At 46.7% G+C, this 17,188-nt stretch carries 11 protein-coding genes; 5 read left to right on the plus strand and 6 right to left on the minus strand.

The window, feature by feature from the left end; translation table 11 throughout:
- Positions 1-230 precede the first annotated feature (230 nt).
- The 4 genes from FCL45_RS02475 to FCL45_RS02490 form a co-directional block, all read right to left on the minus strand.
- Complete coding sequence (locus tag FCL45_RS02475) at positions 231-1,079, minus strand: YDG/SRA domain-containing protein (protein WP_136796213.1); 849 nt, start codon at positions 1,077-1,079, stop codon at positions 231-233.
- Positions 1,063-1,455 carry a (deoxy)nucleoside triphosphate pyrophosphohydrolase gene (locus FCL45_RS02480; RefSeq protein WP_136796212.1) on the minus strand — a complete coding sequence of 131 codons (393 nt, stop codon included), beginning with the start codon at positions 1,453-1,455 and terminating at the stop codon, positions 1,063-1,065. Before FCL45_RS02480 ends, FCL45_RS02475 begins: the two co-directional genes overlap by 17 nt.
- Before the next feature lie 68 nt (positions 1,456-1,523).
- A complete protein-coding gene (locus FCL45_RS02485; RefSeq protein WP_136796211.1) occupies positions 1,524-2,249 on the minus strand; it encodes a hypothetical protein in 726 nt (241 codons plus the stop codon).
- Between the two features lie 906 nt (positions 2,250-3,155).
- A complete protein-coding gene (locus tag FCL45_RS02490) occupies positions 3,156-4,184 on the minus strand; it encodes an esterase/lipase family protein (RefSeq protein WP_136796210.1) in 1,029 nt (342 codons plus the stop codon).
- Between the two features lie 740 nt (positions 4,185-4,924).
- Between FCL45_RS02490 and FCL45_RS02495 the strand changes: the two genes are divergently transcribed.
- Positions 4,925-5,149, plus strand: coding sequence for a hypothetical protein (locus tag FCL45_RS02495; RefSeq protein ID WP_136796209.1), 225 nt, complete (start codon positions 4,925-4,927; stop codon positions 5,147-5,149).
- 237 nt (positions 5,150-5,386) lie between these two features.
- Here FCL45_RS02495 and FCL45_RS02500 read toward each other — a convergent pair whose 3' ends face one another.
- Positions 5,387-5,983 carry a hypothetical protein gene (locus tag FCL45_RS02500; RefSeq protein ID WP_136796208.1) on the minus strand — a complete coding sequence of 199 codons (597 nt, stop codon included), beginning with the start codon at positions 5,981-5,983 and terminating at the stop codon, positions 5,387-5,389.
- Between the two features lie 982 nt (positions 5,984-6,965).
- Here FCL45_RS02500 and FCL45_RS02505 point away from each other — a divergent pair.
- Together FCL45_RS02505 and FCL45_RS02510 are read left to right on the plus strand one after the other, a co-directional pair.
- Positions 6,966-7,817 (plus strand): hypothetical protein, encoded by an 852-nt coding sequence (locus FCL45_RS02505; RefSeq protein WP_136796207.1) that lies wholly within the window; start codon positions 6,966-6,968, stop codon positions 7,815-7,817.
- Positions 7,814-9,256 (plus strand): hypothetical protein, encoded by a 1,443-nt coding sequence (locus FCL45_RS02510; RefSeq protein WP_136796206.1) that lies wholly within the window; start codon positions 7,814-7,816, stop codon positions 9,254-9,256. The genes FCL45_RS02505 and FCL45_RS02510 overlap by 4 nt, the downstream gene beginning before the upstream one ends.
- A gap of 901 nt (positions 9,257-10,157) precedes the next feature.
- Here the strand turns inward: FCL45_RS02510 and FCL45_RS24785 are convergent.
- Complete coding sequence (locus tag FCL45_RS24785) at positions 10,158-10,289, minus strand: hypothetical protein (protein ID WP_267314004.1); 132 nt, start codon at positions 10,287-10,289, stop codon at positions 10,158-10,160.
- A gap of 100 nt (positions 10,290-10,389) precedes the next feature.
- On the opposite strand from FCL45_RS24785, the gene FCL45_RS02515 reads away from it, so the two are divergent.
- Together FCL45_RS02515 and FCL45_RS02520 are read left to right on the plus strand one after the other, a co-directional pair.
- Positions 10,390-13,974: a DEAD/DEAH box helicase gene (locus tag FCL45_RS02515; RefSeq protein WP_136796205.1), complete on the plus strand. Its 3,585-nt coding sequence runs from the start codon at positions 10,390-10,392 to the stop codon at positions 13,972-13,974.
- On the plus strand, positions 13,974-17,141 hold the full coding sequence (locus FCL45_RS02520) for a sacsin N-terminal ATP-binding-like domain-containing protein (protein ID WP_136796204.1): 3,168 nt from the start codon (positions 13,974-13,976) through the stop codon (positions 17,139-17,141). Before FCL45_RS02515 ends, FCL45_RS02520 begins: the two co-directional genes overlap by 1 nt.
- Positions 17,142-17,188: the final 47 nt, after the last annotated feature.

Below are 17,188 nucleotides of genomic sequence, written 5' to 3' on the forward strand. Positions count from 1 at the left end.
GTCCTTTGATCTGATATTATTGGCAATGGGCATCAGTATACTGTGAGGACCTGGCACTATAAACAAAAAATGCGCACAGGCTATTCAGGGGGAGCCTGTACGCATCTCTTTCGTGCACTACAAGGAGATTTGTAATGTGGTCTGAAGGTTAACCGGAGGTTATGACATAAAACTTACAGAACCATCGATGGGATTTATGTCATTCGGTCTCCTGAAAAACGAAAATCCATTTATTTCTTATATATATGTTTTCGATGGTACCGTATCTGCTCTATAGAGATCTCATGTTCTGGATTCACAGTGAGGTGCCCATCCATGCCCAAAAGGCTAAGATCGTCCTCTAGAGAAATTGCTCCAAGGTCAAACAGTACGTGCATGTTTGGAGAAAGGCAGAGAACATTATTGGTGATATCAGGACCGTTGTGAGGTTTTCCAACCGGTTGAATGTGACAAGCTTCAGCATATGGACCTGTTGGTGTATCTAGTTCAATATCCGAAATCTGACATTTGTAACCATAAAGTTTCTTGATATGATTACCGACCTCCGAATTCCTGATTACCCTAGTCGTATACACCTGTGACCGTTGTGGGGTTATTGCTCCTTGCGGGGAAATTGACAGATTTTCAACATATACCTGGTCTGATGATGGTATTTTCACAAAACGGTAGCGCCATATTAGAAACCCATCCGCCCCTGTTTCCTGCCAACAATTATCCACACGATACAGCCCATCATAACGATAACCAGTCCTTGGGGCATGAGGACCTGGGGCTTGGTGGCCTCGTGTCACCCTAACAGGGTTCCCCTCTCTATGGTGATGCAGCAGCGCCAAATTGCCTCGGCTAAGAGTTTGATCACTGACCTGGCGTCCCGTTGAGGCGTCTCTACCACCTTCCCCGGTGTAAATAATTACATCTCCATCGTCATAGTCATCCTTGTACCCACCCGAAAGGACGATACTGTGTCCTCCCCTGTCTGCAATGCCTCGCTGAATACCGCAATGAACGCCAGCATCATGGAGTTCTTTACGACTTTTATACATGGTTCCGGGTTTGATGTTTTCAATTTCTCCAATCATAATTAATGAGTTCCTTGGCAATGGGGATATCGGCTGGTGCAAGTTTATAATCTAAAAGGCCCTGGGTTCTAACCCATTCAACTTTATCATGGACATTGAGCCGTATATTACCTGAAATAACTTCTGCAGTAAGGGCGATAAGTTTAATTGCGCCATGCTTGTAGGTATAAATACTCGAGGTTACAACTTCACCGGCCATAATTTCAACTTCAAGTTCCTCCCGGATCTCACGCTCCAAAGCTTGTTGTAAAGACTCGCCATCCTCAACCTTACCTCCAGGAAATTCCCAATACCCGGCGAGCTTTTCCCCAGGCTTGCGCCTGGCAAGAAGGATGCTACCGTTTACCTGTATTATCGCTGCTGTAACTTTTTTCACCGTTATTGCTCTCTTACCCTATAACCGTCTCCCGGGCGCTTAAGAGATCGCTCAGCCCTGTGGCTAAATTAAGGGTGATGTTTTGCCAATATTTCATTAAGCATGATCCCGATTTCCACTACTGCATGTGAGGCCAATGAGTAACTTGGCTCCAAAACTTCTGAAAATGATAATTCTGGGAATTCCTTATTGTTGTAACGGAACGCAGGGAAGTGAAATTCATGCAGGGCTGTTCGTTTACCAGTCCAGTCCTCACTCAATTGCGGCCTGACAATACTATGATGCTTACTTCTATTCGCCAAAGCCGCAACGTACTTATACTGCGCGTCATCGCAAAAATCGGCAAGCTTTTCCGCAATTTTCTGATACATACGATTTTGTTTTAGCAATCTTGTGACGGAATAAGCATTAATTTTTCGTTCATGGAGGGCCTGACGCTCGTTTTCTGCATGGCTGTAGCCGAGCACGTTATAAATCGCTTGGGCAAGTATATCGGCAATTGCATGGATAGAGAGAATGCATGCTGTTGCGTGCGCGCCAACTTCAATCATCATTACTTCGAAACCCCAACGACGTGTTTCGTCACCGCCATATATCACTACCAAAAGTGGGTCCGTACCAAGATGAGTCTCAGTGAAGGCAGCTTGAATCCTTTCTATCTCTTGATAATGGTATTGGGCATATCTGAGACGCTGATCTAAAGAATGAAGGCTCGGAGCCGTTAAATCAAGATGCTCTTGGCCGAACTGAAATTCAACATATTTTTTTGTATCAATTACAGACCACTGTGTCATGCGATTACTCCAATTTTATCGTTTTCCTGATTGGCAACTCAAACGGATAACACGCCACAACCAGGTTAGGCAAGTTGAAAAATACTATTAACCTGTTCGCATCACCAACCATAATGACCTGTCAGATTAAGCCGGAGACAAGACCTGAGGGTTATTGACTTAACTTAAATCCCTTACAAGCAAAAGGGTCTGAGCAAAACCCCAGGATGACGTACTGCGAGACCCAAATCCGTGATCGCTGTTAAACAGTTTATTCAACCTCTCCGCCTCCCAAACAACCATATGCATGCACATTTGCGGTGGATCTCTTCAGGCTAATACCATGGGATGCAAGGGATCTCGAATTCCTCAGGAGTACTCCTATATGACCTTTTGGAGGCCCCCGTTTTTTCTGAAAGCCCCTGATACACGGTCTCATAACGAGAAATTTTCGGAAGAACAGTCCAGTGATGGTAAGAGGATTACCCGATGCCAATAACGACTCTGCTATGGGCTAACAATGCCGTGTTAATGCCATTACAGGTGATGTTGGTGAGTTTAGCGCTATTTTAGGCAACGGCAGGTAATTATGACAATTACAGGTAATTTACAGGCAATGTCACCATGGCCACTGCTATCACAGGCAACAATGATAGTACCATCGACGGATGGAATTTTACCTATGACGAGCCTGGTTGTTTGATGTCATGCCTGCGGTGGGAATACCGGAATCATTTTTATGCCAAGGATCGTGATCCGCTAGGTAGGTTCGCTTCTGTGACTTGACCACTATTGAAAACTTGAGACTGCGCGGGTGATGTCTCGTTTCGATGTGAAAGTAATATCAACCATTTTAAGTGCTATTTCCTACTGTAACGCCGCTAATCAGCTGTGCTGTATCTTTTTGCGTCGGTGAAATTGAGATTGTTAGCCGTTACCAACTTCTCCGACTTCTGAGAAACCTGCATCCAATAGAAAATTAATTGCAAATCGAATAACGTCGTCGCTCTCCTTCTTGGGTTTTACAATGTCTATGTGTCCTGCCCCCAAGATAGGCACGGGATTAGGATCGAGCCCAATAGCATTGTTCGGCGCGACGAGATTGTCCTCAGTGCCCACAATTGACCTGATTTTGCACTTTGTAGAATTCATACCATTGACCCACTTGTTCCAGTCAGCGTTTAGCGAAAAAAGAAAAAGTGAGTCAGCGGCAAGATCTCTTAGCTGAGTTTTTCTCAACAAAGGGACATAATTAGCAACATTAGCCAGCACAGATCCATTATGAGGGGAAGCGATGAATGTCAGTTGTCGCAACGCGGTGTCGATACGATCAGGCCGTTCAAACTGTAGCGTGATGAATTTTCTTACCACGAGACCACCCATGCTGTGGGAAAATATTGCGATATGAGGCTCCCTGACTTCACTTCTTATCCAGTTATCGAGATTCCTCGAGACATAATCTAACGCTGGCGACCCTTTCCACAAGTTTGTCAGATAAGGGTAGGTATAGGTTGAACAGTTAACTCGCTTTTCAATATATCGAGGCATCTCACCGAACGAGTCAGGGCTGCCCAACCAGCCGTGAACAAACACCACTGCCCCCTTTCTATCTTCTCGTTTATTTGGTAGCTCCTGCTTTTGCTCGGATGTGGATATTCTTAAGAGGGAATGGAGGTCTGTTACGGACCACTTTTCGCAGAACTCTTTAATCTGTTTGCCTTCTGTTGTGAGATCTTTATTTTTAATTTTACTGAAAAATTCGATCAACCGAATGACGGCCTCTATGTCTAAGTCACAATCAAATATTACACATCCAGGAGAAAATCGAACTGACTCCATTTCTTCAACAGGGCAACCGGTTATATGGGATAAGTCACTAATAAATTCTGCCTGCAACGTGTCATCGAATGTTTCGAAGTCATTGTCCATTCTAATTCGCAATGTTTTTTTCAACACGAACCGCCTCCTATATCAACTTTTTTCTGCTAATCTCGGTGGTTGACTAAGACAGCACATCTGTTTCTAGCCGACTACGTCGGCTAGAGTAAGTGATTATGTAGAAATTGCTTAATACAGGTTTAAAGAAATTATATGTGAAAAATGTGCACCAGGCAACGTAACGGATAGCACGACACTATCGGTCCCCTCTCAAAGGAGGTGAGGGAATGTCAGATCAAACACAGCCTTAAAGTTTCTGATTTGCCACAGGACTTTTTAAGGTCAATTGAACCATCTCTGGCACTGGCTAAGGATGATCTCTAAAATTCCTAATACGGTGTTCGAAAAAAACCATATACAGGTACTTTTCAGGATCACTTACTCAGTCCTACACTTTGGGACGCAAGGGGGCCTGAAATCCTCAAAAGTGATCCTATATGCCGTTTTCTGGGGTTCCTCGGATTTTTTTTAGGACCTTCATCCATAACCACAACCATAAACCACACCTATTCCTCGTTCCCCCCTCCCCCCTCACGGAACATCGATATCTCTGCGTGGGTCCCCTTTTTGACACACTCCTCCCTCCCCGGCAAAGAACAACCAACAACCTGCCTGTATGTCGGGGCCTAGGCTGAACACTATAAAGTCTTCCATCCTTTGCCCGGAAATGACCATATACGAGCACTTTTAAGGGGTATCCCCTCAAGCCCTGCCCCTTGGGGTGCAAGTTGTCCGGGATTCCTCTGAAGCACTCCTATATGACCTTTGGGAGGACCCCGTTTTTTTCAGAGCCCTATAACCAGAAGCTTCCGGGAGAACAGTCCAGCCATGCAGGGGATTGTGCTGATCAAATGCCGATTCTGGCAACTCTTGGCAATTATGCCAATCACTGCCGATTTACAGGCATCATTATCATGATCACCGCGATCACCGGCAACAGCGACATCAACACTAGTAAAAATACCTATTTTGCTGGTGACTAACTTGGTCTTGGGGTGTCATGGGTGGGGAAGCAGAGGGAGGCTACTGGGTTTTACGGGCTCAGTTTTGGTGTAACCTTTTTTGCAGGGAATATCCGCCTGCACTGGTGATGACTCGTATTGGTATGAAAGTACTATCTTGCACAGATAGGTCGCTAACCCTTGGTTCACTGGTGAGCCGGGGAGAGTCCGAGCGGAGCGCTGCGTAACGATGTGGGACAGCTGGTTAACCGTTTTTATTTACTGGCTAAAATTCTTTTTTTCCCAATAGCCACCTTCACTTGGATCAAAAGGGTTCATTGCTCCTGATATTTCAACAAACTTTACTATAGCTTCCTTAATTGTATCGTGAGCCCAATCGCCAACGTTAATACAAGAAAATATAACGACCCAATGAGTATTTTCTTCGCTTTTTGGTTTCGATTTAGAGAATGCTTGTTTTATTCTATCTGGCCACTGTGTATCCTCAATCATTTCAGGACAGAAATGGATTAGTGAGTTTCTCAGATCATTCAAAGCTATAATGGATTGGTATAGTTCGCTGTCAGTATTTATACCATTTTGATCTTTGTCATAGACTTTGTAAAAACCTTTAACTTTGTCCTTAAATTTTCTATATGGGGCATGCATTTCCCTAAGTGCATCAATAGTAGGTATTGCACTAGGATTATGGTACTTACCATCACTTTCAGCCAACCAGCGACTGAATGCTAGATTTTCGTTCATGTATGCTTCGAAAGAAGAAAAGTACATGATTACTGCTGGAAAAACATAATCTGATTTGTCAGGAAAGAGATTGTTTGGGTTGTTTTCAATTTCATTTTTGGCAAGATCCATTAACTCGTTGCCTTTCTTAAAAAACACAGGCGACAAAGAACAGAGACCAGTTAGACCTCCTATTGGGGATCGATTTTTTAAGAACTTTGGCGTGAAATATTTATTCATTGATATATGACAGTTAACAAATAATTATCCATGATCCCGTGAAGAAGTGCGCCCGATAATATTGCATAAAAACAAATTTTTAACAAAAACCAACATAGAATGTCAACTGCATGTTTGGTTATTTTCCTGAAATTCCATTATAAAAGCCAGTGAACCCATTGTCTCTAATTGAATGAAGAATTTTGTCGTAAGGGCCGTTGCAAGATTCCACCGACAATATCTGTCTCTGTCAGCTCCCTAGAAGGATGACAGGGCCCCGCCTCCAGCCAAACGGGGACGCCTGCGCTTGAGTACCCCAACTTGCCATTCTTAATTCCGAAACAGCCACATAAGAGCACTTTGAGGAGGCTTCCCTTCAAGCCCATACCTTGGGATGCAAGAGGTATCGAAATCCTTATAAGCACTCCTATATGCCGTTTTCGAGTACCTGTGGATTTTTTCTCATGGCCCTGATCAACAGCCCAACCCACATGGTACATCTCTCAACACTTACCCCCGGCTCCCTCATGGAACATCGATACCTCAGAATGGGTCCCCTTGGGGGCAGGTACCTCTCACCGGTCTCGGTAGACATTCAGCATTGACTGCCGACCTGGGGAGAGACTTTCTCTTGCAGCGTATTCATGACATTGTGGTGAGGTTGACGGTGCGGTGCTGGACAGCCACCTACCTCATTTATCATCTTTGCAGCAGGATGAATTTGCCAACCCTGGTAATGCGTGAGTGCTGACGCTTGCGGAGATAAAACATCAGACAAGAAAGGGTTTGATATTCTTGATATTTTTTACAATAATGCGAAAGACTAATAAAACGCTCTTCGTTATTTTTCAATCAGTTTTGAACCTAGTTGAATTTTCTATTAAAGGAATTCTTTATGCTTAATGGCGATCTGAAAAAGTCTGCTCTGCGATGGTTAGAATATGCTCACTATACTTACCAAGAGAAAATTGTAACTGTACGTGAAGAGAGTGAAAAACTTCACATGCTACGTCAGACATCAAGCGAGGTGGTAATTGGTTCTGTTGAAGAGTACATAAATACTCTGGCGAATACTCCGAAGAAATTTAACCGCACCTTCGAAGAGTTCCGGGCTGAATATAGAACGTTCAGCCAATTAATCAACGAGATCAAAGCAGAGGCTGAAAGCGTTAATATCAAAGCAGGAGGGTCTGCTGCTGCTGGTGTTGCAACTGGTGCTGGGGTGGCGGCCTTGGCACCTACTGCGGCCCTTGCAATTGCGACAACTTTTGGAACTGCATCTACCGGAACTGCGATCTCTGCTTTGGCAGGAGGTGCTGCAACTAATGCTGCGCTTGCCTGGTTAGGTGGTGGAGCACTGGCTGCTGGTGGTGGCGGAATGGTTGCAGGAAAGGCATTGCTTGCACTGGCCGGACCAGTTGGGTGGGCAATTGGCGGAACTTCCCTGGTTGGAGGAGCGTTTTTCGCACGCTCTAAAAATAAGGCGGTTGCAGAAGAAGCAAATAAAAAGAGGCAGGAGATTGAAGTATATACCAAAGAGCTCGAAACAGCCCACAATGAAATAACCCGCCTGTATTCTCTGACCACCGAACATGTGGGAGGAATGCAAAAATTGCTATGGCTTCTCAAATCAGGTATCCCTTCTGACTACCTGCAATTTACAGCAACAGACAAAGACCGATTGGGTTCGCTCGTCAACCACGTGCATTCACTCTCTATCCTTCTGAATAAAAAGGTTGAAGCATGAGTCAATCCCGTGTTCCGCGTGATCATTTGATCAGAGATCAGGTTAGTGCGATGGTGGTTGACTCGATCAATGACCACCGAGTACAGAGTAAACTGGCCAGCCAACAGGCTCAAGATGATGCTTTCCAGGCGGCGCAAGAACAGATTAATATTGTAAGGGATTTTGTCGGTAATCCTGACAAAATCTTGGGAAGTGAGCTAACCAAGCATGGCGAGATTGCCGAGCAGGTCGAGGTAGGTATTCGCAATGCGCGCTCGGCCCTCCACCAGGAGGAAATGACGGCTACTCATGCGCCTAACCGCACAGCACCCGAAGACTATCTGATTGATGGCACGGCGGTGCAGTCGAAGTTTATTAACGGCGCCAGTAAGAATCTTGATCATGTGATGGAGCACATGGACAAATATGCCAATTTTGGCCGTGATGGCTCTTACTACCACATTCCCAAAGATCATCATGAAACCATTATGAAGGTCATGAATGGTGAATCAGTGGAAGGGTTATCTCCAAAAAGTATCAACGCGATACGTGAAAAAGTTCAGGAGATTGAAAGCAGAAGCGGAATTCCTTTTAATGAAGTCGTGAAGCCTGGTGTGTCAGACTACGCAGAGGTGCAACAGGGTAAGGTGCATGAAACCCTTGATAACCATGAGAAGCAGTTGGATGCAGAAAACAAGGAGATAAAAGATCAGATAGCCCAGGATCATCAGGCAAGTCTAGCAGAAGCAGCGAAAGCTGCTGCTATTGCCGGGGCTGTTGGAGGGGCTGTTTCTTTTTCCGCCGGCTTGTATTCAAAATACAAGCAAGGAAAAAATCCTTTCAAGGGTGATCTCACTGCTGAAGATTGGAAAGATCTTGGCGTAAGCACATTGAAAGGTACAGCTGGTGGTGCTGTTGCGGGTGGCTCCATTTATTTACTGACAAATTATGCGGCGCTACCGGCCCCATTTGCTGGTGCTGTAGTCAGTGCAGCCAAAGGTGTAGGTTCACTCTGGCAGGATTACCATGCCGGGACAATTGATGCTGAAGAGTTCATGAACCTTGGACTGGTGGTATGCGCTGAGTCGGCTATAGTGGGCCTGGCCACAGCAGCTGGTCAGACATTGATACCCATACCGGTGTTGGGTGCTGTGATTGGATCGTTGGCAGGCAAGATGCTTGTGGAATTCACTGCTGATAAAGACGGGCAGTTGGTCGAACAAATGAAAGCAGAAATGGATGCCTTCCTTGCCAAGCTAAATGAGGCACAGCAAAAAGTAGTGGCTGCGATCAATGCGGAGTATGACCGCCTGGGTAAACTGACCGAGGCTGCTTTTGATTTTGGCCGCAACGAAGCGTTGTTGTTGCAAGCAAGCGCTGATTTGGCCAAAGCTTATGGGGTGGAGGAGAGGCTTGTCATTGCCACCCATTCACAACTTGACGATTTCATGCTGTCTTAGACATGGTCAGGTATTCGTGCTTGCTGCCAGCCTCTGGATTTGGAAGTGGGCGTTGCCTGTATCCATACGTTTACGGCGGGACAGGGCGATTCTGGTGAGGCATTAGGTTGCCATCGTTAATCTCAAGGCTTCCAGGTAATTCTCCACTTTTTGTCTCCAATAGTGGTAGCCAGGGTGACTCCACCACCAACCTCCAACTCGAGAGTGTTGGGGTACCCCCTGGGTTTTCTCTGCCAACTTACTCGCCTGTGACATTAGCTCCTGGTCAGCCCTCCATCTTGCCAGTCTTTCAGCAAAAAACGACCATATTCGTGCACCTTTAGGGGCATCCCTCACAAGCCCATCCTTTGGGTACAAGTCGTCCCGGATTCTTCAGAGATACTCCTATATGCCCATTTCGAAGAACCACTCCATTTTCTCTCAGGTCCCTTGATCCACATCCCCCTCATCTCCAACGACGAGAATCTTACTGGAGAACAAGCCAGGCATATATGGGGGATTGTGTTACTTCGATGTCATTTCTGGCAATAATACCATTTTTCCACAATTGTCGGTAACGATGGCATGATCACAGGCAACATCGACATCAAAATTAGTAAAAATACCTATTTTGCTGGTGACGGAATTGGTTGTTTTTTGCCCTGACTGTGGCTAGGAGAGAAAGATATGCTATTGGGCCGGAAAACCCATCAGCCTGCAAAGCTCAGACTTTGAACTGCAACCGCATCTGACGCCCGGTGTCTAAGCCGATTCTAACCAAAAAGTATCTAGTTTGCTTTGCTCATATCGGCTCCAGTTTTTGAATAAAAAAATTGCAAAACACACCCTAACAAAGTAGTCTAGACTGGTCAATAAAGGTACATTTTTATTGGCTAAAGTCTCTCCAGGAAATTCGAAAAAGCTACTTTTTCTCTTCACGGTCAAGAAGCACATTACTAAGGCTATTCATTACAACAACGACTCCAGTTCCGGTGCCATCAAGGATACCGAGAAACTTGGCAAGATCCCTCTCCGCCGGATCAACGAAGAGCATTCTAAGATGCCATGTGGATTTCAACCTTGGAGTCTATTCTCTTTAACCTGACTTTTTTATGGATTTAATGAAGAGTTCAACGCAGGAGACAATTCGGAAAATGGATCATTTATTCCACGCTCACGAATCAGTGGCGAAGCATCTTACCGACGTAGCCGGGCATCTGGCTGTTTTTCTTGAGAGAGTGCTGCCCCCCCTGTTTAGTGACTGGTGGAACAAAGCGGTGATCGATGTTTTGTCGTTTCAGCAGAAGAGGCGATTGGAACAACGTAATATTAAGTCACTGGGTGGCCTTGACCTCGCTGCACTTCTTCGAGTTCTCGACCGAAGCTGGTACCAGATCTCCAACAGTTTGGATTTCCCCGCTGAAACCCGTCACTTCGTCAAGGAGATGCAAACAGTCCGAAATCGCTGGGCGCACGCTGACACGGAGGGATTCCCAGTTGATAATATATTCAGGGATCTGGACACACTCCAGCGTTTCGCCGCTGTCATTGGGGCGAATGATAGATTAATTAAAAATTTACGTGAGACAAAGGCCTCCCTTCTTGCAACGGAGTACTCATCAGAATCTGACGGAGGGACTGAGACCCCACCAGCCTCCCCGGAAAAGAAAAAAAATCAGGCTGAATTTGAACCTGGACAACTCGTATTCGTCAAATCAAACCCATCGAGCCGTGGCGCTGTGGTTGCGGTGATGCCCAGTAAGCATGAAAACCGATTTTTGGTTTTTATAGGTGGGTCGACCCATACATTTTACGCGTCACAATTGCAGGCCGAAGAACAGCGAGAGGAGCTGGGAATTACCTTACCCTGCAATCATTTCCATGCCTACCTTACCGCACTTCAGATTAAGTACCCTGGGTTGACCACCCTCTACTCGCTCAACGCCGCCCGTGTTGACTTCATCCCTTATCAGTTCAGGCCGGTATTGCGATTTATCCGGTCGGACCGACCGCGCCTACTCATCGCCGACGGTGTTGGCGTAGGTAAAACCATTGAAGCCGGGCTTATCTTACGGGAGCTTCAGGCCCGTCGCGAGATACGCTCAGTACTTGTAGTCTGTCCACGCCCCCTGGTTACCGAGAAAAAGTGGCAAAACGAGATGAAACGCTTCGAAGAGCGTTTCACCCATCTGGATGGTGCGACACTGAGATATTGCATCAATGAGATGGATCTTGACGGCGTTTGGCCAGCACAACACCAGAAGGTCATCCTCCCGTACTCCCTATTCGATGAATCACTTCTTTATGGTTCGGGACCCAAAGGTAAGCGTAAGCGAAAAAAAGGTCTGCTTGATCTCGATCCGCCTCCGCGTTTCGACCTGGTTATCGTCGACGAAGCCCACCATGTGCGGAATCAGGACACATTCAGCCACAAGGCCGTCAGATATTTCTGTGATCATGCCGAAGCGGTTGTTTTCCTGACAGCCACTCCGATCCAACTCGGAAACAACGACCTCTTTGTTCTCTTAAATGCTCTTCGCCCCGATCTCATCATCGATCAAGAGAGTTTCGCCCACATGGCGGGGCCCAACCCGTTTATCAATCAGGCGGTGTCGGCCATGCGATCTCAAGAGCCAGAATGGCAAAAGCTGGCTTTGGAAGCACTCGACAAGGCAGTTTCCACACCTTGGGGCCAGGCTATACTTAGGCGCAGTCCAGATTTTGGTCGGGTTCGCACCGAACTTCTCAAGGATGAGGTTGCACCCGAGGAGCGTGTAAAGATGATCTCTGACACCGAAGGGATGCACACCTTCGCTGGGATCATTAACAGAACCCACCGCCGAGACATTGGAAATTTCACGGTTCGAAAGCCGGAGACGGTCCTTGTGCCGTTTACTCCGATGCAACAACATTTGCATGACGAACTGCTGAAGATCCAGGCTGAAATATTCAGCCAGATTCACGATGGTGCCAATGTGAAGTTCATGATGACAACCATCAGGCGCCAGGCGGCCAGTTGTCTCTTTGGCCTAGCGCCCTTCCTCGAAGACATTCTCAACCGCCATTTGGATGAATTGTCCTGGGAAGAAGCAGATGACACCGGCTTCCCTATGGACGAGGCCATCATTCCCATCCAGACCCAAATTCAGAATCTTCTGAAAGCAACTCATTTTCTTGATCAGGAAGACCCCAAGCTCGAAGCTTTGCGTAACATCATCCACGACAAACAAAGCCTCCTGAACAACAAGGTTATGCTATTCAGTAGCTTCCGACACACCTTGCGATACCTCTTCGACCATCTCATCAAGGACGGTTTCCGTGTCGGTTTGGTCCATGGGGAGACAGCTGATGAGGATCGAGTGGCGCTTCGCGCTCGCTTTGAAATGCAAAGGGAAGAAGAGGACTGCCTGGACCTGCTGCTATTTTCCGAAATCGGCTGCGAAGGTCTCGATTACCAGTTCTGCGACTGCATAGTAAATTACGATCTCCCTTGGAATCCCATGCGGGTTGAACAACGCATAGGCCGTATCGACAGGAATGGACAAAAGAGCGAGAGCGTTGCCATCGTCAACTTGATTACTCCCGGAACGGTGGATGCGGATATCTATGAGCGTTGCCTAATGCGCATCGGTGTTTTCAATAACGCCCTAGGCGGAAGCGAGGAAATACTAGGCGAAATAACTCGTGAAATCAGAAACATCACTGAAAATTACGAATTGAGCGAAGACGAGCGTAAAAGAAAGCTCCAACAGTTGGCCGACAATAAAATCCGGCACATCCAGGAGCAAGAAGATCTGGAACAAAAACAAGCGGAGCTGTTTGGCATTCGCCTCCCTCAAGAACAGATGAATCGCGAAATTACCGACGCGGCGAGCTTCTGGCTGTCACCGTTTTCACTCCGCAGACTGGTGGCCCTCTACTTGCAGCGCGTTTGCGGAAAAGATCAGGAGGTTATTCTGGGAGAAAAGCCGCTCAAGACACTTCGGCTGGCCCAGGAATCCCGTGGCAGTCTTTTGAAGGATTTTCAGCAGATCCCCAGGCAAAACACTACTATTTATCGCGAATGGGAAAACTGGCTCAAGGGCGGGAGACAGCATCTGGCCATCACTTTCGAGTCAGATTGTGCCATGCAGCATCCCGAAGCCGCCTTCATCATGCCCCTCCATCCACTAGTGAAGCAGGCGGCTCAGTCTTTTGATACCAAGCAACGTGTCATCACCAACCTGTCCGTCGTGTCAAATGAGATACCTTCCGGGCACTTTGAATTCGCCATTTACCAGTGGCATTTCCACGGCATCAAAGAGGACTTGGTCCTCAAGCCTGTCGCTTCCAACGCCGTGGTAACCGAACACCTGGATCGTCTTCTGGAGAGTGCAGCGGATTGTCCCGACGTGATGCCGAGTGATCTTGGCGCTTCAGTTTGGGACAAATTGGATGCTCAGCATTACAGCTTGTGGAACGATGCTAGAACCAGACACAGGCAAAAGACACAGGAACTGGCCGAGTACCGGCGTGAGAGTCTATCCACCAGTCACCGGGCTCGGATGGCCCTTTTGGAAGAACAGCTCAGTCAAGCGACCAACGAGAAAATACAAAAAATGCGCAGGTCTCAAATCACCGCCGCAGAGACGGACTATGCAAGGCGAAGCCAGGAATTGGATATCGCCCTTGAGAGAGCGGATATTGTCGCCAGTCCGGTCGCGCATGGCGTCATCCATGTTTCTGGGAGGGATGCCTGATGTTGCACACGCTTGAGACTCTCGTACAAAAACGACAGCGGTGGATTGATGTCAACAGAGAGAATAACTTTGAAGAAGGGATAAAAAGACTTTTAACTGAACTGTATCCAGATAACGCACATTTTATTTATGAGCTATTACAAAATGCTGAAGATCAGTGTGCCAAGGTAGTACGTTTTACTTTGTCTGAGGAGGATCTTGAGTTCGAACATAACGGTGAGCGCCTATTTGAATTGGATGATGTAGAGTCGATCACAAGTATTGGTGCAACTACCAAACGGGGGGATCCGACAAGCATTGGTAAATTCGGTGTTGGGTTTAAGGCAGTCTTCGCCTATACAAGCACCCCAGAAATTCACTCAGGAGCGTTCCATTTCCGTATTCAAGATCTTGTGGTACCCATAACAAATGGTGTCAAACATTTAGACATGGAAGGCCAAGAAACCCGCTTCATCTTTCCATTTGACCATCCAACTAAATCCCCCCGCCAAGCCATTGATGAAATTATACGTGGCCTGAAAGCCTTAAGTGACAACTCACTGTTGTTCCTTAACCACATTCGCCGCATCGAATACATGCTTCCTGATGGATCTTTAGGGTTTCTGGAGCGTATTGATCACAAGAATGGGCAGTTAGAAATTCATGCTTTTCACCCAGGAAGCGAAAAATCCGTTTCCCGCTGGTTACGATATCAAAAAAAGGTCGAGGTAATCGATGAAGATGGTGAGGCTAAGCAATGCCGGATCGCCATAGCCTATAACCTCCATCAAGAGGACAAAAAGACGAAAAGTCTCCCTAGATGGAAAGTTATGCCTCTAGATCACGGCCAAGTATCAATCTATTTCCCTGCAGAGAAAGAAACTTCCAATATGCGTTTCCACATTCATGCACCGTTCGCTTCGACAGTTGCTCGTGACAGCATCCGAGACTGTGACGCTAACCGCCAATTGCGTGATTGCATAGTCGATCTCGTGGTGGAGTCGCTCACCGACATTCGCGACCGGGGCATGCTGACCATGGGTTTTCTTACTGTATTGCCTAACGAACTAGACAACCTCTCACCATTTTATGAGCCGATTCGAGATGCAATCGTGTGTGCATTTAAGGATGAGCCACTCACTCCGACGCGAAGCGGGAGCCACGCTCCGGCCACAGCTCTCTATAGAGGACCGGTAAAAATCTCCGAAGTCCTGAGCGATAACGACTTATCGCTATTGACAAATTATGAACCACCGCTTTGGGCGGCTAATCCGCCACTGCAAAATCAGCGGGATGATCGCTTCCTCGATAGCCTCAAAATATATAAGTGGGGATGGTCGAACCTATTTGGCGCCCTAAGTTCTCTTGATGAGGACAAACGCGAATCTATCGAATCATGGATAGCTCAGAAAGACGATGCTTGGGTCATGCGTTTTTATGCTCTACTGGGTGAAGCATGTCACATTATCTTTAGATATTTAGACTTGAAGGACTTCCATTTTGTCAGAATCGAAACAGGTCAAGGGGTTGAACATGTATTACCTCGGGAAGCATTTTTCCCACTGGAGCAGGAAACACCTCCCACTAAAGAGATTCGCTTTGTGAAGCATACTGTCTACAGAGCGGGAGGTTCTGAAGCGCAAAAAAAGTACGCCAGAGCATTTCTTGAACACATAGGTGTTCGGACCTTTGACGCAAAAACTGTTGTCGAGTTGAAGTTGAGTAGCTACAGGAAGCCGCCCAGCCAAGTGGGCGATGACCATTATAGAGATCTGAAGCAGTTCATAGCCTACTGGAAAAAAAACCCTTCTGATGCAAAACTTTTCATAAGGTATAAATTTCTGCTCGGCAAATCACCGGATGGCGCTCTGTATTGGTTCATGCCTTCTCAGCTTTGTATCGATTCCCCCTATCAAGACACCGGTCTTTCCGAATTGACACACATTCACAAGAAACATGTCTTGTGGACTGGTTATAAGGGAAACTTGAATAAATCGCAATTCACAGACTTCATTGACTTCGTTCGGGCAGTCGGAGCAATGCACAGACTACAGGTCTCTGAAGCACATCCATCTCTAAATCCGAGAGCCCAAGACCTGTATGAAGGCCTATATGGTGCTAAAATCACTCATACCAGAATCGATAGTGACTATTCGATCGACTCACTAAGTAGTTACACGAAATTTCTATCAATCTCAGCAAGTAGATTGGTCTGGCAAGCGTTAATTGGGGCAGATAAGATTACAGCCAAGGCTAAGTACCGACCCAATCAGAAGTATGACACACGGGAGGTCGACTCACAACTTGTCCAGCATTTGAAGACTTGTGCGTGGGTCCCAGATAAGTCTGGCGCATTCAATAAGCCGAAAAATATGACAAAAGAGAACCTACGCAAAGACTTCCCTTTCGACGATCGTAATGGATTATTGACCGCAATTGGCTTCGGTGAACGTTCAAAAAAACTCAATGAAAAATATGTCTCTCGAAACCACGAAGCACAAAAAATGGGTTTCGAAACTGTGAGTGAAGCTGAAAAAATGGCTCAACTAGCTAAACTAGTCAGAAAGAGTGGGCAATCCGTTGATATGCTTATCGAACAGTTCATACCAACCCCTCGCAAAAGCCAGCCATTATTTCCTTCAAGATCGGTCCCCAATCAGGAACGACGTCGAGAGCGTCTTGACAATGAACTATCCGACGCGCCCAATAAGGAGTACAAAAAACGCGAAAGAAGTGTCCGCACCACCAAGGGTACCATTGACCCAACCACATGGCTCCGAAACCAGTACACGAATGAGGCCGACCAGATGGTCTGCCAGATCTGCAAAAAGGAGATGCCCTTTCGGAAACGCGACAGAACACACTACTTCGAGAAAAAAGAAGTGCTCACCCGCAAGTATCTACCGACTGAACATGAAGCCCAGTATCTGGCTCTTTGTCCTCTGTGCGCCGCCAAATACGATGAATTTGTAAGAACTGCCGATGATGTGATGGCCGATTTGCAGGAGGCGATTGTCAGTGCGGAAAATTCTGAGGTCCCAATATCACTCGGCGACGAGAAAACCAGCATCCGTTTCGTAGAGTCCCACTACCATGATCTCAGGGTAATCATTGAGGGCGTTGAGAGACAACAGGATGATGATGACCAACCCACAGAACCACATATCTATACAGATTCCGTGGCATGACTGTGGCTGGGATGGGATGGGTTACGCCCCCCATCTGAATGCCGTTT

The organism is Desulfosediminicola ganghwensis (assembly GCF_005116675.2).
GTDB lineage: Bacteria > Desulfobacterota > Desulfobulbia > Desulfobulbales > Desulfocapsaceae > Desulfopila > Desulfopila ganghwensis.